At 57.2% G+C, this 20699-nt stretch carries 16 protein-coding genes; 11 read left to right on the forward strand and 5 right to left on the reverse strand.

The window, feature by feature from the left end:
* Positions 1-3: 3 nt before the first annotated feature.
* A complete protein-coding gene (gene nirJ / locus U5K34_RS13135) occupies positions 4-1227 on the forward strand; it encodes a heme d1 biosynthesis radical SAM protein NirJ (RefSeq protein ID WP_322568851.1) in 1224 nt (407 codons plus the stop codon).
* Between the two features lie 338 nt (positions 1228-1565).
* Positions 1566-3131 (forward strand): cytochrome D1 domain-containing protein, encoded by a 1566-nt coding sequence (locus U5K34_RS13140; RefSeq protein ID WP_322568852.1) that lies wholly within the window; start codon positions 1566-1568, stop codon positions 3129-3131.
* 291 nt (positions 3132-3422) lie between these two features.
* On the opposite strand, the gene moaA is transcribed toward U5K34_RS13140, so the two are convergent.
* Entirely contained in the window at positions 3423-4403 is a 981-nt protein-coding gene (gene moaA, locus U5K34_RS13145; protein ID WP_322568853.1) for a GTP 3',8-cyclase MoaA, read from the reverse strand.
* A 327-nt stretch (positions 4404-4730) separates the two neighbouring features.
* Here moaA and U5K34_RS13150 point away from each other — a divergent pair, with 327 nt between their 5' ends.
* Positions 4731-5969, forward strand: a complete 1239-nt coding sequence (locus U5K34_RS13150; RefSeq protein WP_322568854.1) for a diguanylate cyclase — start codon at positions 4731-4733, stop codon at positions 5967-5969.
* A gap of 223 nt (positions 5970-6192) precedes the next feature.
* Here U5K34_RS13150 and U5K34_RS13155 read toward each other — a convergent pair whose 3' ends face one another.
* The 4 genes from U5K34_RS13155 to U5K34_RS13170 all read right to left on the reverse strand — a co-directional run bounded on the left by U5K34_RS13155 (position 6193) and on the right by U5K34_RS13170 (position 11959).
* Entirely contained in the window at positions 6193-6822 is a 630-nt protein-coding gene (locus tag U5K34_RS13155) for a response regulator transcription factor (protein WP_322568855.1), read from the reverse strand.
* 355 nt (positions 6823-7177) lie between these two features.
* Positions 7178-8146 carry a dimethyl sulfoxide reductase anchor subunit family protein gene (locus U5K34_RS13160; RefSeq protein WP_322568856.1) on the reverse strand — a complete coding sequence of 323 codons (969 nt, stop codon included), beginning with the start codon at positions 8144-8146 and terminating at the stop codon, positions 7178-7180.
* 113 nt (positions 8147-8259) lie between these two features.
* Entirely contained in the window at positions 8260-8985 is a 726-nt protein-coding gene (locus U5K34_RS13165) for a 4Fe-4S dicluster domain-containing protein (protein ID WP_322568857.1), read from the reverse strand.
* A gap of 70 nt (positions 8986-9055) precedes the next feature.
* The gene (locus U5K34_RS13170; protein WP_322568858.1) at positions 9056-11959 is read right to left on the reverse strand and encodes a molybdopterin oxidoreductase family protein; all 2904 of its coding nucleotides are present in this window, start codon (positions 11957-11959) and stop codon (positions 9056-9058) included.
* A 595-nt stretch (positions 11960-12554) separates the two neighbouring features.
* Between U5K34_RS13170 and U5K34_RS13175 the strand changes: the two genes are divergently transcribed.
* The 8 genes from U5K34_RS13175 to U5K34_RS13210 form a co-directional block, all read left to right on the forward strand.
* The gene (locus U5K34_RS13175; RefSeq protein ID WP_322568859.1) at positions 12555-13190 is read left to right on the forward strand and encodes a hypothetical protein; all 636 of its coding nucleotides are present in this window, start codon (positions 12555-12557) and stop codon (positions 13188-13190) included.
* Entirely contained in the window at positions 13187-14431 is a 1245-nt protein-coding gene (locus tag U5K34_RS13180) for a Zn-dependent hydrolase (RefSeq protein ID WP_322568860.1), read from the forward strand. Before U5K34_RS13175 ends, U5K34_RS13180 begins: the two co-directional genes overlap by 4 nt.
* Positions 14428-15180 carry an isochorismatase family cysteine hydrolase gene (locus U5K34_RS13185; protein ID WP_322568861.1) on the forward strand — a complete coding sequence of 251 codons (753 nt, stop codon included), beginning with the start codon at positions 14428-14430 and terminating at the stop codon, positions 15178-15180. The genes U5K34_RS13180 and U5K34_RS13185 overlap by 4 nt, the downstream gene beginning before the upstream one ends.
* A complete protein-coding gene (locus tag U5K34_RS13190) occupies positions 15177-16619 on the forward strand; it encodes a sodium:solute symporter family protein (protein ID WP_322568862.1) in 1443 nt (480 codons plus the stop codon). The genes U5K34_RS13185 and U5K34_RS13190 overlap by 4 nt, the downstream gene beginning before the upstream one ends.
* Entirely contained in the window at positions 16616-16738 is a 123-nt protein-coding gene (locus tag U5K34_RS13195) for a hypothetical protein (RefSeq protein WP_322568863.1), read from the forward strand. The genes U5K34_RS13190 and U5K34_RS13195 overlap by 4 nt, the downstream gene beginning before the upstream one ends.
* The gene (locus tag U5K34_RS13200) at positions 16732-17781 is read left to right on the forward strand and encodes a hypothetical protein (RefSeq protein ID WP_322568864.1); all 1050 of its coding nucleotides are present in this window, start codon (positions 16732-16734) and stop codon (positions 17779-17781) included. Before U5K34_RS13195 ends, U5K34_RS13200 begins: the two co-directional genes overlap by 7 nt.
* A gap of 318 nt (positions 17782-18099) precedes the next feature.
* Positions 18100-20118: an asparagine synthase (glutamine-hydrolyzing) gene (asnB, locus tag U5K34_RS13205; protein WP_322568865.1), complete on the forward strand. Its 2019-nt coding sequence runs from the start codon at positions 18100-18102 to the stop codon at positions 20116-20118.
* 238 nt (positions 20119-20356) lie between these two features.
* On the forward strand, positions 20357-20699 hold a 343-nt coding region (locus tag U5K34_RS13210; RefSeq protein ID WP_322568866.1), incomplete at its 3' end, for a substrate-binding domain-containing protein.

Here is a 20699-nt window from a genome sequence, read left to right on the forward strand (position 1 = left end):
ATTATGTTCAGAATTACCCGGTATATGAAAGAGCTGGACAAACTCGTCAAGGGGGCGGACGCTATATTGCCTCCCCGGCACGAGCCCACAGGGCCGGTTGTGATCTGGAACCTGATTCGTCGCTGCAATCTGACCTGCAAGCATTGTTACTCCATTTCGGCCGACAAGGATTTTCCGGGGGAACTGGATACGCAACAGGTCTATGAAGTGATGGATGACCTCAAGGGGTATGGCGTACCGGTGCTGATCCTCTCCGGTGGCGAGCCGCTGATGCGAGGGGATATTTTTGATATTTCGCATCGAGCGAAGTCCATGGGTTTTTATGTCGGCCTGTCCACCAACGGCACCATGATCAGCGAGGATAATATCGAGCAGATCGCGGCGGTGGGTTACGACTATGTCGGCATCAGTGTCGACGGTGTCAAAGAGACCCATGACTATTTTCGACGTAAACAGGGCGCTTTCGAGGAAGCGATGAATGGCATTCGGCTGTGCCGTGATCATGGCATCAAGGTCGGTCTGCGGTTTACACTGACCATGGATAACGCCAGCGAGTTACCCCAACTCCTTGAGCTGATGGAACAGGAAGAAATTGACAAATTCTATCTGTCGCATCTCAACTATGCCGGTCGGGGTAATAAAAACCGCAAGGATGATGTTGTGCATCAGTTGACCCGGGATGCCATGGATCTGCTGTTCGAAACCTGCTGGGAAAATATCCAGAACGGGACCGAACGGGAATTTGTCACTGGCAACAACGATGCCGACGGCGTCTACCTGTTATTCTGGATCGCGCGCAATTTCCCGCAGCATCTGGACTACATGCAGGCGCGACTGGAACAGTGGGGCGGCAATGCCACGGGTGTGAATATTGCCAACATCGATAATCTGGGTAATGTGCATCCCGATACCTTCTGGTGGGATTACACCCTGGGCAATGTCAAACAGCGCCCCTTCTCCAAAATCTGGGAAGATACCAGTGACCCGTTGATGGCCGGCCTCAAGGCCGAACAGCGTCCACTCAAGGGCCGCTGTGCCCAGTGCCGACATCTGGCCGTCTGTGGCGGGAATACCCGGGTACGTGCCTGGCAGTTGAGCGGCGATCCCTGGCAGGAAGATCCGGCCTGCTATCTGACCGACGAAGAAATCGGTTATACCGGCCTCCACGAACGATTGCAGCTCTATCCCTATTCCCGTCATCGTCAGGTTGCACAGCTTAAATCCTGAACAGGGAGTGGTTTACTTGTGAATAGTCTAAATACGTGTTCCGAATACCTGCCCATTTTACTGAGTAGCCTGAATCAAGGAGCAACGCGACGGATCCAGGTTTTTCCGGGCGCAGGTGGAATCGCTTCGCTTGTTCCACCCTACAGGCGTGCTCGGGTATTGCGAACTTTTATTTAGAAAAAGGGTTTTTAATCCACCGAAAACACTGAATACACCGACCTGCACCGAAGAATGACATTCAGTGTTTTCAGCGCTTTCGGTGCTTTCGGTGCTTTCAGTGTTACATTGAATTGAACGTATTGTGCGGGCTGGATCCAGGGATTCAAAAGGATAAGTGCATGTCGAAGTTGTTTGATCCTCTCGCAGGTCGTCGGATTAAAACGGTCCTCGTACTGTTGTCGTTATCCTTCGCGGTTGTTGCGAGTCCGGACAGGGTTTATCAGAAAAACTGTGCCAGCTGTCATGCCCCGAATCGGCTGGGCGCCATGGGGCCGGCGCTGTTGCCCGGCAATCTCAAACGGTTGAAAAAGAACGAGGCGGCCGAGGTTATTCGGCAGGGACGGCCGGCCACGCAAATGCCGGGCTTCGCCGACAAACTCACTGATGCGCAGGTTGCCGCGCTGGTCGAGTATATCTATACCCCCTTGCCGGAATCGCCTTCATGGGGTGAGGCGGAGATAACCGCCTCGCATCAACTTCATTATCGGCAGTCCGAACTCTCGGATACACCGATCTTCGAAGCCGACCCGCTCAACCTGTTTATTGTGGTGGAACTCGGGGATCATCACGCGACCGTGCTGGATGGTGACAGGTTTGAACCCATTCATCGCTTCGAGACTCATTTCGCCCTGCATGGCGGGCCCAAGTATTCGCCGGGCGGGCGTTACGTCTATTTTGCCTCGCGTGACGGCTGGATCAGCAAGTTCGATATGTACAACCTCAAGACCGTGGCCGAGGTGCGCGCCGGGATCAATACCCGCAATCTGGCCGTCTCCGCCGACGGGCGCTATGTCATGGTTGGTAACTACCTGCCGCATACGCTGGTATTGCTTGATGCCAAGGATCTCTCCCTCATACGGATTTTCGATGTCAGGGACAAACAGGGCCGGTCTTCACGGGTCAGCGCCGTGTATACGGCTCCGCCGCGAGGCAGCTTTATTGCCGCGTTGAAAGACGTCAAGGAAGTCTGGGAGATTAGCTATCTGGACGAACCGGAGCCGGTCGCGGTTGGATATATGCATGACTATCGCTATGAAGAAGGCTACATGGATCGCGGGCCGTTCCCCCTGCGACGGATCGTGCTGGACGATTATCTGGATGATTTCTTTTTTGACCAGGAATACAAACACCTGATCGGCGCGGCACGTAATGCCAACAATGGCCAGGTGGTGAATCTGATCGTCGGGCGCAAGATCGCCGAGGTTGATCTTCAGGGATTACCGCATCTGGGCTCCGGGATCAGCTGGGACTACCAGGGACGGCGCGTGCTGGCGACGCCCAACCTCAAGGCCGGAGAGGTCAGCATCATCGATATGCAAACCTGGGAAACGATTAAAAAGATCAAAACCGGCGGCCCCGGGTTTTTCATGCGCAGCCACAAAAACAGTCCTTACGCCTGGGTCGATGTTTTCTTCGGCCCGAATCACGACCAGGTGCACATCATCGACAAGGCCACGCTGGAGATCGTCAAAACCCTCAAGCCAGAGCCGGGCAAAACCGCCGCCCATGTCGAATTCGACCGCGGCGGCCGCCACGCCCTGCTGAGTATCTGGGACGAGGAAGGTTATGTCATCGTCTACGATGCAAAGACCCTCGAAGAGGTCAAGCGTCTGCCGATGAACAAACCGTCGGGCAAGTACAACGTCTACAACAAAACGCGCTACACCGAGGGCACCAGCCATTAGATAAATAAACGGGGTATCTCGCCTTTAATCTGTGTTACTGGAAATTAACGCGGAGAACGCAAAGGCGCAGAGAACGCAAAGTTGTTATAAAAATATTTTCTGTATCTTAATGGCATTGCGCTGTTTTCATGCGCACATGTTTGTTGGCATATAGATTCGATATTAACTGCTTACCGTGTGCGCGCAATAAGGGATATGTTGGAAACTGAAGAAAATAAAGTTATTTTCTTTGCGAACTTTGCGTCTCCGCGTTCTTTGCGTTACTTCCACCTGGTTTGAACAGTGGAAATATCAGCCACCCGTCATGGACATGAAGCGCAGCACCTGTTCCGGTTTTTCGTTGAACTCGTGGCGCTCGGGTTTGAGGGCAATGGCCTTGACGATGTGCTGTTCCAGTTCGGCATCTGTGATCCCGGCGCGTAGAAGCTCGCGCAGCGGGTAGCGCTCTTCCTGGCCGAGGCACATGTACAGGGTGCCGTCCACGGATAATCGCACCCGGTTGCAGGTCTCGCAGAAGTGTTGCGAGATGGGGGTAATAAAGCCAATGCGCAAATCCGTGCCGGCCACCTGCACATAACGGGCCGGGCCGCCGCCGGGCATCATGCCGGGCAGCAGTTCGAAACGTTCAGCCAGACGTGCTTTGACGTCCTGCAAACTGAGGTACTGATCGGTGGCGGCGCGGCCGGTTTCGCCGACCGGCATGGTCTCGATAAAACGCAGGGTGAAGTCATGTTCGATACAAAAGTCGACCATGTCCTCGACTTCATCGTCGTTGACGCCTTTCATCACCACCATGTTGATCTTGATGGGATGGAAGCCGGCCTGTTTGGCGGCCATCAGACCGTTGAGGACTTTTTCCAGCTTGCCCTGGGTGATTTCCTTGAAGCGCTCGGGTTTGAGGGTATCCAGGCTGACATTGATGCGGCTGACGCCGGCGTCGAACAGCGCCTGACCGTGCTTGTCCAGGCGGGTGGCATTGGTGCTCAGCGACAGATCCTCGATCCCGGGCAGGGCCGCCAGGCGGGCGGCCAGCCCGGGGAGGTTCTTGCGTACCAGCGGCTCGCCGCCGGTGACGCGTACCCGGCGGGTGCCGAGCCGGCCGAAGGCGCCGATGACCCGTTCGATTTCATCCGGTGTCAGCCAGTGTGCCGGCTCCTCGAAGTCTTTGAATCCTTCGGGCATGCAGTACTTGCAGCGCAGGTCGCAGCGGTCCGTGACCGAGAGCCGGACATATTCGATGCGTCTGCCGAAGGGGTCGATGAGGTCTGCCATACAATAACCGAGTGCGTTGCCATGGAAATATTTTGATTATAGGTGAAAATTAGTAGTTTGTAATGTGCTGAAAAACCTTCAAAAATCCGGTTAATTGGCGCTATTGTGGGCCGATCTGACAGAGCCAGTAGCCGTCGGATGACGGTGTGCAATCCGGTGTCGGAGGATAAGTGAGCGCTCACTCGGAACTAATTCAAATATTCTAAAGTAGTGATATCCTCTGCCGATATCCTTATTACCTATTTAACTTGGGGTAAACCCCTAATCCGACAGAGACTGTTCCCCCGTGGCGGGGCGATTTGAATGCGATACTCCCTACGAAAGCGAATGCTGCTCGGTACCGGCCTGATGCTGGTGCCCTTGCTGTTGCTGGGCATTGTCGGCTATTTGCTTTATCTGCAAACCATCGATTCGTTCGAGGCGGTGATTCAGGAAAGCCTGCCGGTGGGCCTGCCGGTCGGCGAGCTCCATCGTGACATCCTGCAGCTCGATATGCCGCTGGACAAATACCTGCTCACCGGCAGCCAGCGCGAGCGCCAGCGGTTCAGCCAACAGACCCGGGATATCGATCGCCAGTTCAGTACCCTGCTGAACAATACCGGCCTGCAGCGGGAATATCGCACGGATATCAAGCGTGCGGCGGCAAGCTGGCGCGAACTGGTCGCGCTGGGTGAGGCGATTATCGAGCGGGATAGCACCGGCCACACGGTTCCGCTGGCGGATATCACCCATTTCGAAGAGCAGCAGCAGAAAACCAGCCGGATACTGGATGAGGTTTATACCACCCTGCAGGTCGAAATCCGGATGAACTATCAAAATGCCCTGCATAACCAGCAACAGATTCAGGTGTTGCTGCTGGTGGTATTCATCGCCGGAGTACTGGTGGCGATCGGTATTGGCAACCGGCTGGCTCGCCAGGTGCTCAGGCCGCTCGCCGTGTTAAGCGAGGGTACCGAGCGTTTCGGCAAGGGCGATTTGAGCCACCGGATTGAGCTGGAAGACCGAGACGAATTTGGCCAGTTGGCCAATACCTTTAACAACATGGCCGATGAACTCGAATTTCTCGCCTCGTATGACAGCCTCACCGGGCTGTTGAACAAACGCGAGTTCGAACAGCGCCTGCAGGATGAAGTGCGGCGCGCCAAACGTACCCGGCACCCGTTTGTGTTGTTGCTGGTGGATCTCGATTATTTCAAACAGGTGAACGATATCTACGGGCACCCGGCGGGGGACCATACCCTGCGGGTGCTGGCCTCGCTGTTGAAAAAGCAGGTCCGTGAGGCGGACTACGTGGGGCGCTATGGCGGGGAGGAGTTCGGAATTATTCTCACCGATACCTCGGAGACGGATGCCCGGGATACCGCGGAGCGCATCCGCCGGGTGGTCGAGGAAAAGGCGTTTGCCATCAGCGACAACACGACGATCAACATCACGCTCAGTGTCGGCCTGGCATGCTACCCCGACGACGCCGCCAACGCCGAAATGCTGATCGCCTGTGCCGACGAAGCGCTTTACAAAGCCAAGGACACCGGCCGCAACCGCATGATCGCCTTCAGCGACAGCTAACTATCATTTTTTAGGATTTGTGGAAGGAACGCAGAGGACGCAAAGTCGCAAAGAACGCAAAGTATTGGGGTAAGCTTTTAATCCATTGAATTTTGAATTCGATGCGCACTCCGATATAAGTTTTCGAATATTCCAGACATTTAACATTATGTCTGCGTACTCCGCGCCTTTGCGTTCTTTGCGTTATTCTCCGAGATTTTAGAAAGTGACGCGCTGACTTCGGCTAACGTGAGTTCTTGCCGTTGCCGGCTTCGCGCATCATCATGGCCATTTTGACCAGGTCGGCGATGGAGCGGGCCTGCATTTTTTCCATCACCTTGGCGCGATGGACTTCCACGGTCTTGACGCTGATACCCAGTTCCTCGCCCACGTCGCGGTTGGGCTTGCCGGTGACGACGCGGTCCATGACTTCCTGTTCGCGGGTGGTGAGGTTGTCGTAGCGCGTCTGCAGGTTTTCCAGTTCGGCACGCTGTTTGAGCCGGTCGCGATGTTTTTGCACCGCCGACTGGATGGTATCCAGCAATACCTGATCGTTAAACGGTTTTTCGATGAAATCGACCGCGCCGTTTTTCAGAGCCCGCACCGCCATGGGGACATCGCCGTGGCCGGTGACAAAGATGATGGGCAGATCGATGCCCCGGTCGGCGAGAATATGCTGCAGATCCAGCCCGCTGATCCCCGGCATGCGAACATCGAGAATCAGGCAACCGAGGGAGTCTTCCCTGTAGTTGTCCAGAAATTCATTGGCCGAGCCGTGCGTCTTAATATTCAATCCTACCGACTCGATTAACCACTGAATCGATTCACGCACGGCCTGATCATCGTCTACTACATGGATGGTCGGTTTTTTCATTATTGTTGCTTGTCTTGCCCTGTATTCCTCCGGCTGTGCCCACATCCCGGAGGACAGAATTGTCCAGTGTGAAGCCATTTCACATTACTCCCGCAGGTTCGCGAGGTTCCAGATTGGAAGCCATCCCCAAATGTGCTGTTATCTGGGGTTATCGGCAATGTGAAATGGTTCTCAAATTTTTTTGTCAGCTACAGCCTGGGGGGGAAATCGGGTGTATAACCCTTGCGATACAATGACTTAAGTTCTACAAGGATATAGCATGGCGCTGCGGAACGTTATTGGGGAAAACCCTTATTTTCAGAAAAAAAGCGCATCGAGTGATGCGCTTTTTACAGGTAGTTGCCGGTATGGCCGGTCAGATGGTCTGGTAATACAGATTCTGCGGATGGTTGGCCTGGGCGAAGAAGAACCAGCGCTCGAAAAGCAGACCGATGTACTGTACCAGAAAGGCCGCCCCCAGCAGGACCACACTGACCTCCTCCAGCCCGGCCCATAGCAGGGCCAGAGGTACGGGGAAAACCAGCACCAGGAAAATGTATTTGACCGACTTGAAGAAGGCCGCGCTGGCGCCATGGAAATATTCCCGGGTGTTGTAGGAGCCGCCCATCATACCCATGGACTTCTGGACCACGGCGTTATGGCGCATGCCGATGGCGGTTTGCACGGTCGATTTATATTTGATCCGGGCGTTGCGATACAGCGAGGCGGCGCGGCTAATCAGGCCGGCCACGGTCAGAATGACCGCCCAGACACCGTAGAAACCGACCAGCCCCGAGCCCTGCCAGGCCGCCAGCGCGGTGGCCAGGGTGAAACCGGAGGCGGCACCGAGCAGGGTATAGTTGATCACGGTCAGGACACTGGCCCATTCCTGCAGGAACTTGATGCTGGCGTAGATCATGCCGGTGGCGATATACAGGGCAAACACGGCAAGCGTCGTCACTGCCCCGACGATCAGCGCCGGCTGGTGGGGGATGCCGTTGCCGAACCAGTCGGGCTGCCAGCCACTGAAGTGCAGCACGCCGTAGACGAACACCAGGCCCATGACGGCCGGCAGGATGATGACCTCGCGAGACAGCCAGGAGGTGCGCCACTGGCTGGCGGCCCGCCAGGCCCGTTCCGGACGACCCAGGTGCAAAAACGACGCCGCCAGGCCACCGACCATCAGCACCAGGGCGATGATGCTGCCGGTAACATAGAAACTGCTGCTCTGCGCCGGCAACAGGTTGACGGCGGAGTACAGCTGACCGCTGAACAGCGCCAGAAACAGCCCCTGACCGGCACCGATCAGCGTGGTGAGAAAAATAACCGAAAATGCAGGATGCATAGCAAATTCTCCGAATTTGAGTTACGAGGGACGAGGGCCGAGTTACGAGGAACAGCGAATCGAGGTGTTTCTTTTTTCCTCGTCACTCGTAACTCGGCCCTCGTCACTTTGTTTTAGAGTAGCCAGTCGTCCAGGGTGACGTCCTTGGTGGTTTTGTGGCGGATATCCTCTTTCTTGAGCGGATTGTCCACGCGCACCAGTTCGTCTTCGTGGATGTGCATCTTGGTCTTACGCCGCGGCAGGTAGTGGTTGGCCGGCTTGGTGCCCCATTCGGGCATCAGCGGGTAACCGCCCTGTTCGCGAATCGCGACGGAGACTTCCGAATCCGGATCGTGGACGTCGCCGAACAGCCGGGCGTTGGTCGGGCAGGCCATGACGCAGGCCGGTTTGCGCTCGGCTTCGGGCAGGGATTCGTCGTAGATACGATCCACGCACAGGGTGCACTTGGTCATCACCTGCTCTTTTTCGTCCAGCTCGCGGGCGCCGTACGGGCAGGCCCAGGAGCAGTATTTGCAACCGATGCATTTGTCGTAGTCCACCAGCACGATACCGTCGTTCTCGCGCTTGTAGCTGGCACCGGTCGGGCAGACCGGCACGCAGGGCGCGTCCTCGCAATGCAGGCAGCTCTTGGGGAAATGGATGGTTTCCGTGTTCGGATAAGTCCCCACTTCGTAGGTCTGTACCCGGTTGAAGAAGGTTCCGGTGGGATCCTTGTCATACGGATTTTCGTCGAACAGCGGACCGGCGGCGCCGGACGTGTTCCACTGTTTGCAACTGGTCACGCAGGCGTGGCAACCCACGCAAACGTTCAGGTCGATTACAAGTGCGAGTTGAGTCATATCACTTAACCTTTATCGATGCATTCTCCACAAAGAGGCAAAACGTCCCTGTCTGCGGCTCTTTGTGTCGTCAGCTTTTTTGCTTGTTGAACATGCCGGCGAAGTACTGCAGCCATTTACGCCGTGGCGGGGTACCCGGTACGGCATGCATTTCCTCGTACTGCGGGAAGGTGACCGGTTCTTCACCTTCTCCGACCGGGTAAACACGGACCCGCACGTCATACCAGCCGGCCTGGCCGGTGACCGGATCCGAATTGGAGAGGTGCTCGCCCGCTTCATGGGCCGGCAGTTCCTCGCCAATCACATGGTTCAGCAAAAAGCCCTGCTTGGACTCATTGGCGTCGTTGCTCAGGTTCCAGGCACCACTGGCCTTGCCGATGGCGTTCCAGGTCCAGACCGTGCCCGGTTCGACTGCCTCACTGTAACGACTCAGACAGCGCACCTTGCCGTGCATGGACTCGACCCACATCCAGGACTCATCGGCAATACCGGCCGCTTTGGCGGTCTGCGGATGCAGGTAGAGATAGTTATAGGTATGGATCTGGCGCAGCCAGGCGTTCTGCGAGTCCCAGCTGTGATACATGGCCATCGGCCGCTGGGTGATCGCATTGAGCGGGTACTTGTGCTTGTCGCTCAGCTGCGATTCCAGCGGTTCATAGTAGAACGGCAGCGGATCGAAGAAGGTCTCGATGCGCTTGCGCAGATGTTTGGGCGGCACCCGGCCACCGGGGTTGCGATCCTGCGCGGCCAGGCGGAACTTCTGCAGCACTTCGGAATAGATATGGCAGTTGATCGGCTCGGCATAGCGGGTCAGGGCGTTGCCCTGGGCCCACTGCAGGTAACCCTGGTTCCAGTTACGCATGTACTGGTAGGACTTGGGCAGCTCGTAATGGAAGACGCAGTTATTTTTCTCGTACATCTTCCACTGGTCCGGATTGGGCTCGCCACGCATGGCCTTCTCGCCGCCCTTGCCGCGCCAGCCGGCCAGAAAGCCGATGCCGGAACCGGGGGCGGTTTCGAAGTTGGTGACAAAGTCCGGATAGTCGCGGTATTTGCGGTTGCCGTTTTCATCCACGAAGGCCGGCAGCTTGAGCCGCGAGCCCAGCTCGATGAGCACTTCCTGGAACGGCTTGCACTCGCCGGTTGGCGGCACCACCGGAATCCGCACCGAGTCGACCGGGCCGTCGTATTCGGAGATGGGCCGATCCAGCATGGACATCACGTCATGGCGTTCCAGGTAGGTGGTATCCGGCAGCACCAGATCGGCGTAGGCCACGGTCTCCGACTGGAAGGCGTCGGCCACGACCAGAAACGGGATCTTGTACTCGCCGTTGTCGTCCTTGTCGTTGAGCATCTGACGTACCTGATCGGTGTTCATGGTGGAGTTCCACGCCATATTGGCCATGAACAGGAGCAGGGTGTCGATGTTGTAGGGATCGCCGCGATGCGCGTTGGTGATCACGTTGTGCATCAGCCCGTGCACGGAGAGCGGATGCTCCCAGGAGAAGGCCTTGTCGATGCGCACCGGCTGTCCCTGATCGTCGACGAACAGATCGTCCGGATCCGCCGGCCAGCCCAGCGGCATGCCGTTCAGCGGCGTATTCGGTTGCACGTCGTCCGGCGAGGTCGGGTTCTTCGGGCACGGCGGAATCGGGCGCGGGAAGGGCGCCTTGTGGCGGAAGCCGCCGGGACGGTCGATGGTGCCCAGAATGGACATCAGGATGCTCATCGCGCGAATGGTCTGGAAGCCGTTGGAGTGGGCGGCCAGTCCGCGCATGGCATGGAAGGCGACCGGGTTGCCGGTCACGGACTCGTGTTCGTTGTCCCACACATCGGTCCAGGCGATCGGCAGTTCGATCTTCTCGTCGCGGGCGGTAATGCCCATTTCATAGGCCAGGCGACGGATGGTCTCGGCCGGAATGCCGGTGATGTTCTCGGCCCATTCCGGGGTGTACTGCTGGATCCGTTCGGTCAGCATCTGGAAGGCCGGTTTGACCGGGGTACCGTCGGGCAGTTTGAACTCGCCCAGCAGGTACGGGTCGGCGCCCGGGGTGTGGGTGGAGATCGGCTTGTTCAGATCGCGGTCCCACCACAGCTTGTTCTGCGGATCGAAGCAGCCCTCTTCTTCGGGGACCTCGAAGCGCACGAACATGCCGTATTCGGAGCTGTTCTCGTCCAGGTTCACCAGCTCGGCGGAGTTGGTGTAGTTGACCAGAAAATCCCGGTCGAACAGCCCCTGTTTGATGATCTCGTGGGTCAGGGCCAGCATCAGCGCGCCGTCGGTGCCGGGTTTGATCGGCACCCACTCGTCGGCGATAGCGGAGTAGCCGGTGCGCACCGGGTTGATGGAGATAAAGCGGCCGCCGTTGCGCTTGAACTTGGACAGCTCCATCTTCAGCGGGTTGGAATGATGGTCCTCGGCGGTGCCGATCATCACGAACAGTTTGGCACGTTCCAGATCCGGGCCCCCGAATTCCCAGAAGGAACCGCCGATGGTGTAGATCATGCCCGCAGCCATGTTGACCGAGCAAAAACCGCCATGGGCCGCGTAGTTGGGCGTGCCGTACTGTTTGGCGAACAACCCGGTCAGCGCCTGCATCTGATCGCGGCCGGTGAACAGCGCGAATTTTTTCGGATCGGTGGCGCGGATGTTGCCCAGGCGCTCCTCGAGCAGGTCGAAGGCCTGATCCCAGCTGATCTCCTCGAACTGCGCATCACCGCGGTCGGCGCCGGGCTTGCGCATCAGCGGCTTGGTCAGCCGCGCCGGGGAGTACTGTTTCATAATCCCCGAGGAGCCCTTGGCACAGATGATGCCCTTGTTCAGCGGATGATCGGGATTGCCCTGGATATAGCGCACCTCCCCGTCACGCACGGTCACGCGAATGCCGCAGCGGCAGGCACACATATAACAGGTGGTGTTCTTGGTTTCAGTGCGCCCTTCGGGCTTCTGAATCGGGTCATGTATCACTGCCATCGTCAAACCTAGCCTTTTAAATGGGGTGCGCGATTATAGGGGGGCTCCACGCACGGTGACTAATCAGGGTTATTAAAAGGATTATAAAATCATTATATACTAAATTAATTATGGATTAACCGTACCCAGACGGAGATAGTGACCGGGCCTGCCCCCTACCCGAAGAGAGATAGCAATCCCCCGACTAAGCATCTGTTTTTGTGGGAATTTTAAGCTTACAGGTGAGGTCGCGCCAACTATAGCTGATCGAGGGCAAATTTAAACCCCGATCACGCGGGTTCGCAGAAATAAAATTTACTTATATTTAGATCGGGTATAAGTCTCCCTGAAGCGGCGTGTTCCTGGACGGTTGTTCATTCCTTGTGGCGCGAAATAGCCGCGAGCCCTTCGCAACCCGCCGCTTCCGGGGCGCCAGTCACGGAATAAATGTTCCAAATACCCGAAACGTGTATTTATATAAGGTATCGCCATGCCTGCCCGGATGCCCTGGAATAAATCCCTGTGTGACCGAGACATCCAGGCTGTGTCGCCTGGTCTGTATCAGCTTGTTGGCAATAAGTCTCTCTTTTAACTAGACTTTTGGCTAATGTGAATTTTGTTGCCAGTCATGGCAGAATGGAAAACAAATTTCGCCGCATTGCCCAGGCCACTTGTCATCGCCGTTTCTACCCGGCACCTGGTTGTAGCGAAGATAATGGATACTTCATTGAATTCTTCTGAACCAACAAGCCGTTTTACCCGTTCGATCGGGCGTCTGTCGCTGGTTGGCACCCGGGCTGCGCGTCTTGTGCAGGGACAAATACGGGGGGCTGTATTGTGTTTGCTGGTGTGTATGCCCTCCCTTTCCTTTGCCCTTGATTTGCAGGCGGATACAGATGTCGCCACGGCCGGGTACTATCAACTCAAATGGCAAGGCGTCGCTGACAACGTCAATGTCGAGATTCAGGAAGCCGATAACGCCCGGTTTCGAAATGCAGAAACCCTTTACCAGGGCCGGGATCGGGCGAGAGTGGTCACCGGGCGTTCCGATGGCACTTATTATTATCGCGCCCGGCGGGTTGATGTGAACGGTTCGACCGGAGCCTGGTCTGACATCGTCAAGGTACAGGTCGAACATCATCCCCTGTCACGGGCTTTCGGATTTTTCACCGTCGGTGCGATTGTCTTTTTATCGATCCTGATCGCGATTCTGATCGGCAATCGACGCTATCACAGCAAGGAGTCACAGTGACATTATCAATCAATATCAAACGCTTGCAGGAAGATATCGATACACTGGCGGCTATCGGCCGTCACGAGGACCATGGTCTGTATCGCATGGCGTTTAGCGATGCTGATATGGAAGGCCGCGCCTGGTTCAAACAACAACTGGAAGAGGCCGGGCTGGAAGTGTATGAAGACGGTGCCGCCAATATTCATGGCCGGCTCAACTGGAACGAGGATACCCCGGCAGTCGTGACCGGTTCGCATCTGGATACGGTCCCCGCTGCCGGTCATCTGGACGGGGCGCTGGGTGTGCTGATCGGACTGGAGTGTCTGCGCACTATCAAGGAACAGAATCTGCCGTTGCGCTATCCGATGGAAGTGATCTCGTTTACTGATGAAGAGGGCCGTTTCGGCGGCATGGTCGGCTCGCAATCGATCGCCGGCCAGCTAACACCCGAATCGATTCATCAGGCGATCGATCTGGATGGCATATCACTGGCCGAGGCAATGCAGGAACGCGGCTATGATGCGATGCACGCCCTGCATGCCCGCTATCGCCCGGAGGCCATCCATGCCTTTGTGGAGCTGCATATCGAACAGGGCCCGATACTGGATCAGATGGGGCTGAGCGTGGGCGTGGTGGATGCCATCGCCGGCCTGTTCAAGTGGGAGGTGAGCCTGATCGGGACCGCCAACCATGCCGGCACGACGCCGATGCACATGCGCAACGACGCCTTTCAGGGGCTGGCGGAATTTTCCAGTGAGATTCAACGTATCCTGGAAGAGAATGGCTCGGCACGCAGCGTGGCCACCATCGGGCGCGTGGATATCAAGCCGGGGGCACCCAACGTGGTACCGGGGCGGGTCGATTTTTCCCTGGAGGCGCGCGATACCGACGAGCATACCCTCGAGGATCTGCAGCACGCCTTTCGCAAGGCGTTGTCGGCCATCGCCCGGCGACGTGATCTGATGTTCGAGTTCAAGATTCTCAGCGAGATCCCCCCGGTCAAGTGCGATCTGGGTCTGGTCAATGATCTGGAAGCGGTGGCCAAACAGTTGAAACATGAGCCGCTGGTCATGGCCAGCGGCGCCGCCCACGATACCCAGATGATGGCCCGCATCGCCCGTGCCGCGATGGTCTTTGTGCCCAGCAAGGGCGGACGCAGCCATTCGGCGGCCGAGTGGACCGAGCTGGTGGATATCGAGCGCGGCGCCAATGTTATGCTCAATGCTCTGTATAAAATTGCCGGAGAACAAGCCGCATGACCGATGAGACGTTTGATCTGAGTGAAGATCTGGATCTGAATCCGGAGTTTCTGGATGTCGATCCCCTTGAAGAAAAATATCGTGCCTCGATTACGCCGGTACAGGCGATTCAGCAATCGCTGGAGGAACACCATACCGCGCTGCTGGTGATCGATTTGCAATATCTGGATGCCGCACGGGGTTACGGTGTTTTCGAAAATGTCGACCGGGAACAGATGCCGCACGAGGCCGAAGAGTTTTATTTCGATTCGCTGGAGAATACGGTGCTGCCCAACGTGCGGCGCCTGCAGGATACCTTTCGTGCCAACAAACTGGAAGTGATCCATATTCGTATCCAGTCCCTGACCCGGGACGGGCGGGATCGCAGCCCCGGGCACAAGCGCCTTGGCTTGCATGCCGCGCCCGGTTCCAGGGAGGCGGAGTTCATTCCCGAAGTGGCGCCGGTGGGGGATGAGATCGTGATCAACAAGAGCGCCAGCGGCGTCTTCAATGCCACCAACCTGGAATATGTGCTGCGCAACATGGGCGTTACCGGCCTGTTTGTCTGCGGCGTCTATACCAATGAGTGTGTTTCCACCACCATTCGCGATGCCAGTGACCTCGGATTTTACACGACCCTGATCGCGGATGGCTGTACTACCGTTACGCCCGAATTACATACGGCGACGATTCGCACGGTCAAGGATCGCTATTCCCGGGTCATGACCACCGATGATGCCATCAAGGAGATCAACAAGGTCGTGGCATGAATAGCGTCAACTCCGCGATTCTCGACGCCAATGTCGGCTGGCTGATCCTGGCCATTTTCAGTGTGGTCTGGATCTGGCTGGGCTGGTTCTGGGGTCGCAAGAACAAGGAGCTGGATGATTACATGCTGGCCGGCCGGCGCGTGGGCATGGCCCTGGGTACCGCCACGGCCATGGCCACCTGGGTCACCAGCAACACCACCATGGTCGCGCCCCAGTTTGCCCTGCAACTGGGGCTGTGGGGCATGCTGGGTTATTCGCTGGGCTCGGTGGGGCTGATGTTGTTCGCGCCACTGGCGCGGCGTATTCGCCAGCTGCTGCCGTTCGGTTATACCAGCGGGGATTTTATCCGCCTGCGCTACGGTGTCTGGACCTGGCGTGTGTTTCTGGTTATCTCACTCTGTTATGCCATCGGCTGGCTGATCAGTCTGGGTATGGCCGGCGGCGTGCTGATTCATGCCCTGACCGGGATCGATTACCAGCTTGGAATGACGGTCATACTGACCATCTGTGTGTTGTATACCCTGCTCGGGGGGTTACGCGCGGTCATCGGCACCGACTTTATCCAGACCCTGCTGATCATCGGCGGCGTCGTGACCCTGGCGATCCTGACGATCAACGAGGTGGGTTTCGACCGGATGCACACCAGCCTGCTGGAAGATCGTCCGGAATTACTGAATCTGCTGATGCCGGCCGCGGTCATGTTCCTGTTCAACAATCTGCTGTTCGGCATCGGCGAAATTTTCCACTCCAATGTCTGGTGGTCCCGCGCCTTTGCCTTTCGCAAGGATGTGGGCTTTCGGGCCTATTTGCTGGCGGGCATTATCTGGGTGCCGATCCCGATCGTGGCCGGCTTTATCGCTCTGGCAGCGCCGGCGCTGGGACTGAACGTGCCGGCCGCAGACATGGTCGGGCCTATGGTCGCCGCCGAACTGCTGGGCTTTGGCGGCGCCGTGCTGGTCTTTATTATTGTGTTCTCGGCACTGGCTTCGAGTCTCGACTCGTTGCTGGCCGCGACCAGCGATCTGGTCCTGACCGATATCTACAAGGGCCATATCAATCCCCGGGCCAGCGATGAGCGCCTGCGGACGATGGCCAAACGGATCGTGATTCTGCTGGGGGTGGTCACCTGGTTGATCTGCCTGCCGCGCATTTCCACCCTGGGCAGTCTGCTGCAATATCTGGGCGCCTTTGTTGCCAGTGCTATCTGGCCCGTTGTTGCCGGGCTATACTGGAAACGGGCCAACGCCACAGGGGCCTTGCTGGCCATGGTACTGGGCACCGCCTGCGGTACCTGGGCCTATTTTGGCATCGGCTTTTACGTGGCGGCACTGGTGTCGGCGGCGGTGTCCATGGTGACGGTCTTTATCAGCATGGCGTTATCGCAAACCGAATTTGAATGGGAACAACTGAAACAGAGCGAGGAGGGCAGCGCAACATGACCGCCAGTGCCGGATTTCTCGCCTTTATCGTAACGGCCGCGGTGGCAGTCTCCGCGCTCACGCCGTTGATTCTGATTTATTTATGGATAAGAGACTGGATAAAACAACAGTTATGGTAGACAAAACACATCCCAAGCTCGACGAGCGCATCGAACCCGCCAACTGGACCGATGGGCTGGATATGCCCATGTCTCTGATGGAGCAGATTCCGGAGGATCCGGCCGCCCTGGCCGATCTGGCCAATCGCTCGGTGGTCTCCGGCAAACAGTTTACCCGTGGGCAGGCGACCCAGCTGTGTCGGCTGGCGGCCAAGTTCGAAACCACCCAGACCATGGGCCAGTTTCCACTCACGGGCAAAATCCTGATCAGTGCATTTTATGAGCCGAGTACCCGGACCCGGCTCTCCTTCGAAAGCGTCTGGCACCGCCTTGGCGGCGACGTGATCTCCATCACCGATCCGTCGACCACCGGCGTGGCCAAGGGCGAGTCGTTACACGATGTGGCCGAAATGATGAGCCACTATGGCGATGTGGTGGTCCTGCGTGATTCCAACGAGGAAGCCATCTACGAGATGCTCGATGTCCTGCGCATTCCCATCATCAATGCCGGTAACGGCACCGATGAGCATCCGACCCAGGCGCTGGCGGATATCTACGCGATTGCCAAGTGGCGGCCGGAATTCCTGATGGACAATCCGCCGGCGGACAAGAAAATTCGCGTCTGTGTAATCGGCGTACCGGGTCGCATGCGCACCGTGCGCAGCCTGTTGTCTTTTCTGGCGCTGTTCAGCCCGGCGATCAAGGAAGTGGTGATCATCTGCAATTCTGAAGAGCCCTTCTCCAGCGGGCAGAAGGAGGAACTGGAGGAAGCCGGGCTCAAGTTGCGCGTGACCGCCGATCTTGACGCCCAGCTACCGGATACGGATGTGGTGTATATCAATGCCATCGCCTGGGTCGGTGACAGCTATGAAGAGCTGGGTACCGAATACCGGCTGGACAGTCACTCACCGTTAAAAGAAGGATCGATCATCCTGCACCCGCTGGCGCGCGGCGAAGAGCTGGCAACCGATCTGGATAACACCCCGCACAACTGGTACTTCGCCCAGGCACGTGGCGCCGTCTATGTACGCATGGCGATTATGAACAGCCTGGTGCGATTCTAGGCGCGAGGTGCGTAGAGGCGTAGGTCAGGTTCCGCGCAGCGCTACCTGACATTCTCCGTATCGGCGGGGGTGTCACGCAGGCTGACGCCAGCGTGACCTACATGACTGTAAGGTTCTAGATACTAAGTGCGAGGGTGTAAGGCAGCGAGTGTGACACATCGTAACGACCTAACGACCTAACGACCTAACGACCTAACGACCTAACGACCTAACGACCTAACGACCTAACGACCTAACGACCTAACGACCTAACGACCTAACGACCTAACGACCTAACGATTCAAGACTTACGATCGATAGAGGTTAACTGACTATATTATGTGTGGCATAGCCGGAATATTTCACGCCAATCCCGAACAGACCATCGATCCGCAGTTGCTGGTCAACATGGCGGCCATCCAGCACCATCGTGGTCCCGACGGATTCGGTTACAAGACACTGGATGAGCAGGGAGTGGGATTCTCCCATGCCCGGCTGTCAATTATCGATCTCAACGAAGAGCGTGCCCGCCAGCCTTTTCTGTCACAGGACAGTAACCTGCTGCTGGCGCATAACGGCGAGTTTTACGACTACAAACGGATTCGCACCGAACTGACCCTGAAAGGTGCGCGTTTCAAGGCCAAGAGCGACTCGGAGATGGTGTTGCACCTCTATCCGCGCCTGGGACTGGAGGACATGCTGCCGCACCTGCGCGGCGAGTTTGCCTTTGCCCTGTATGACAAACAGCATGATCGGCTGATGCTGGTGCGCGATCGTTTCGGGGTCAAACCGCTGTACTGGAGCAATACCGGTGACAAGATCGTGTTTGGCTCCGAGCTCAAGGTGCTGTTCGCCCATCCCGATGTCCCGCGCCGGTTCAATGCCAAAGGGGTATTTCATCAGTTGATGCAGACTACCGTGCCGGGGCATACCGCCTTCGATAATATCAATCAGGTCAAACCCGGCCATGTGGTCATCATCGAACGCAAACACGGCAAGTTCCAGGTGACCGACCAGAAATACTGGGACATGGATTTTCCGTTGCAGAGCGAACGCGAGAAAAACGATCGCGATGATGAAGAGTATTACATCGAAGGTGTACGCAAGCAGCTGTTGCATGCACTTCAACTGCGCCTGGAAGCTGATGTGCCGGTCGCCTGCTACCTGTCGGGCGGGATCGATTCCTGTTCCACACTGGGGATGGCGGCGGCCAGTCAGCAATCACCGGTCAAGGCCTTCACCATCGGTTTTGACGATGCCGATTACGACGAAACCCCGATTGCCACCGAGATGGCCGAGTCGGTCGGGGCCGATCAGGATGTGATGCTGCTCAACGCCGGTCATCTGTACGAGAACTTCGAGGAAACGCTCTGGCATACCGAGCGCAGCATTTACAACACCCTGGGCGTGGCCAAGCTGCTGATGAGCCGGCATGTGCACCAGGCTGGTTACAAGGTGGTGGTGACCGGCGAGGGCTCGGATGAACTGTTTGGCGGTTATCCGGCCTTTCGCCGCGACATGTTTTTGCACGGCATGGATACCCTGTCGCCGGCCGAGCGGGCCGAATGGGAGAGCATCCTGGCCGAGGCCAACAAGCTGTTCCAGGGCGCGATGCTGGCCGAGGACGAAGTTAGCGATCCGGCCCTGAACGAACTGATGGGCTTCACCCCCAGTTGCCTGCAACCCTGGCTCGCCTCGGCGGTACATGTGCCCGGCTTGCTGTCGCCCGCATTGCGTCAGGAGGTCGAAGGGTATGCCCCCGGTCAGGCGATTGCCGAAGCGCTGGATGGCGACATGCTCGAGGGGCGTCATCCGCTCGACAAGGCCCAGTACGTCTGGATCAAGACCATGCTGGAAGGCCAGATCCTCACCTGGGGCGGGGATCGGGTCGACATGGCCAACTCCATGGAGTCCCGGCCGCCGTTCCTGGATCATCACCTGGCCGAGTACTGCGCCCAGTTGCCGCCCTCCATGCGTATCAAGGGGCGCACCGAGAAATACGTGTTGCGTGAAGCGATGAAGGGCATTTTGCCCACGACGCTGTACGAACGGGAAAAGTTCGCCTTCATGGCGCCTCCCGCGCATACCGATCCGGAAAAATGGGCCGCGCTCAAGGTCCTGTCCGACAATTACCTTTCCGATGAGGCGATTGAGCAGGCGGGGATTCTGGACAAGGCCGGCGTCAAGGCGCTGTTCGATCTGCACGAGTCCGAGGACACCACGGCCTCGACGCAGGTGAAGCTCGATGCGGTCATCAATCACATGATCAGCGTGCAAATTCTGCACAAGCATTTCGTTGCCACAGACGTGCCCTCACTGGCCCGGCAGAAGGCGTATGAATACGGCTGGCATGTCTGAGCCGACTGTCATCACGTGCTAAAACAAAGGGGGCGGCAAGCCCCCTTTTTTGATCGCCCACTGCTCTGCAAATGTATACACATAAGCATGTATCGATATTTGAATATGGTTAAAAACAACTGTCTGGAATAAAGCGATTTGTGTGACGTCCTACACAGTATCCCCGGTCCAACCTGGGATAACCCGTAAAGTCGTCGATGATGAAATGAGACAAATATCCAGTGCAGGAGATGTCGCAATGAAACGTTTTCACTTTTTATGCCTGGTAACCGCATTATTCGGGTTATCGGCAATCGCCGGCGCCGAGCCGACGCAACAGGCGGATATCAACTGGGCGGGTTGCGGGATCACCAAAAAAGCCTTCATGGCCGAGCTGGCCAAAGCCTATGAAGCCAAGACCGGAATTCACATCAGTCTCAGCGGGGGGGGCGCCACCAAAGGCATTCGCAACGCCGCGGCGGGCAATATCGATATCGGCGGTGCCTGCCGGACCTCGCTCAACAGTCTGGACGAGGAACGCAATGCGCACCAGATACCGGTGGCCTGGGATGCGCTGGTGGTGGTGACGAACAAGGACAACC

The sequence above is a fragment of the Thiohalophilus sp. genome (assembly GCF_034521165.1).
Lineage (GTDB): Bacteria > Pseudomonadota > Gammaproteobacteria > UBA6429 > Thiohalophilaceae > Thiohalophilus.

Excerpts from the sequence above, each read along its gene's own strand:
- U5K34_RS13185 (WP_322568861.1), top strand. The coding sequence starts at position 14,428 with ATGACCGATGAGACGTTTGATCTGAGTGAAGATCTGGATCTGAATCCG.
- U5K34_RS13190 (WP_322568862.1), top strand. The coding sequence starts at position 15,177 with ATGAATAGCGTCAACTCCGCGATTCTCGACGCCAATGTCGGCTGGCTG.
- U5K34_RS13200 (WP_322568864.1), top strand. The coding sequence starts at position 16,732 with ATGGTAGACAAAACACATCCCAAGCTCGACGAGCGCATCGAACCCGCC.
- U5K34_RS13155 (WP_322568855.1), bottom strand. The coding sequence starts at position 6,822 with ATGAAAAAACCGACCATCCATGTAGTAGACGATGATCAGGCCGTGCGT.
- nirJ (WP_322568851.1), top strand. The coding sequence starts at position 4 with ATGTTCAGAATTACCCGGTATATGAAAGAGCTGGACAAACTCGTCAAG.
- U5K34_RS13150 (WP_322568854.1), top strand. The coding sequence starts at position 4,731 with ATGCTGCTCGGTACCGGCCTGATGCTGGTGCCCTTGCTGTTGCTGGGC.
- asnB (WP_322568865.1), top strand. The coding sequence starts at position 18,100 with ATGTGTGGCATAGCCGGAATATTTCACGCCAATCCCGAACAGACCATC.
- moaA (WP_322568853.1), bottom strand. The coding sequence starts at position 4,403 with ATGGCAGACCTCATCGACCCCTTCGGCAGACGCATCGAATATGTCCGG.
- U5K34_RS13165 (WP_322568857.1), bottom strand. The coding sequence starts at position 8,985 with ATGACTCAACTCGCACTTGTAATCGACCTGAACGTTTGCGTGGGTTGC.
- U5K34_RS13170 (WP_322568858.1), bottom strand. The coding sequence starts at position 11,959 with ATGGCAGTGATACATGACCCGATTCAGAAGCCCGAAGGGCGCACTGAA.
- U5K34_RS13195 (WP_322568863.1), top strand. The coding sequence starts at position 16,616 with ATGACCGCCAGTGCCGGATTTCTCGCCTTTATCGTAACGGCCGCGGTG.
- U5K34_RS13140 (WP_322568852.1), top strand. The coding sequence starts at position 1,566 with ATGTCGAAGTTGTTTGATCCTCTCGCAGGTCGTCGGATTAAAACGGTC.
- U5K34_RS13160 (WP_322568856.1), bottom strand. The coding sequence starts at position 8,146 with ATGCATCCTGCATTTTCGGTTATTTTTCTCACCACGCTGATCGGTGCC.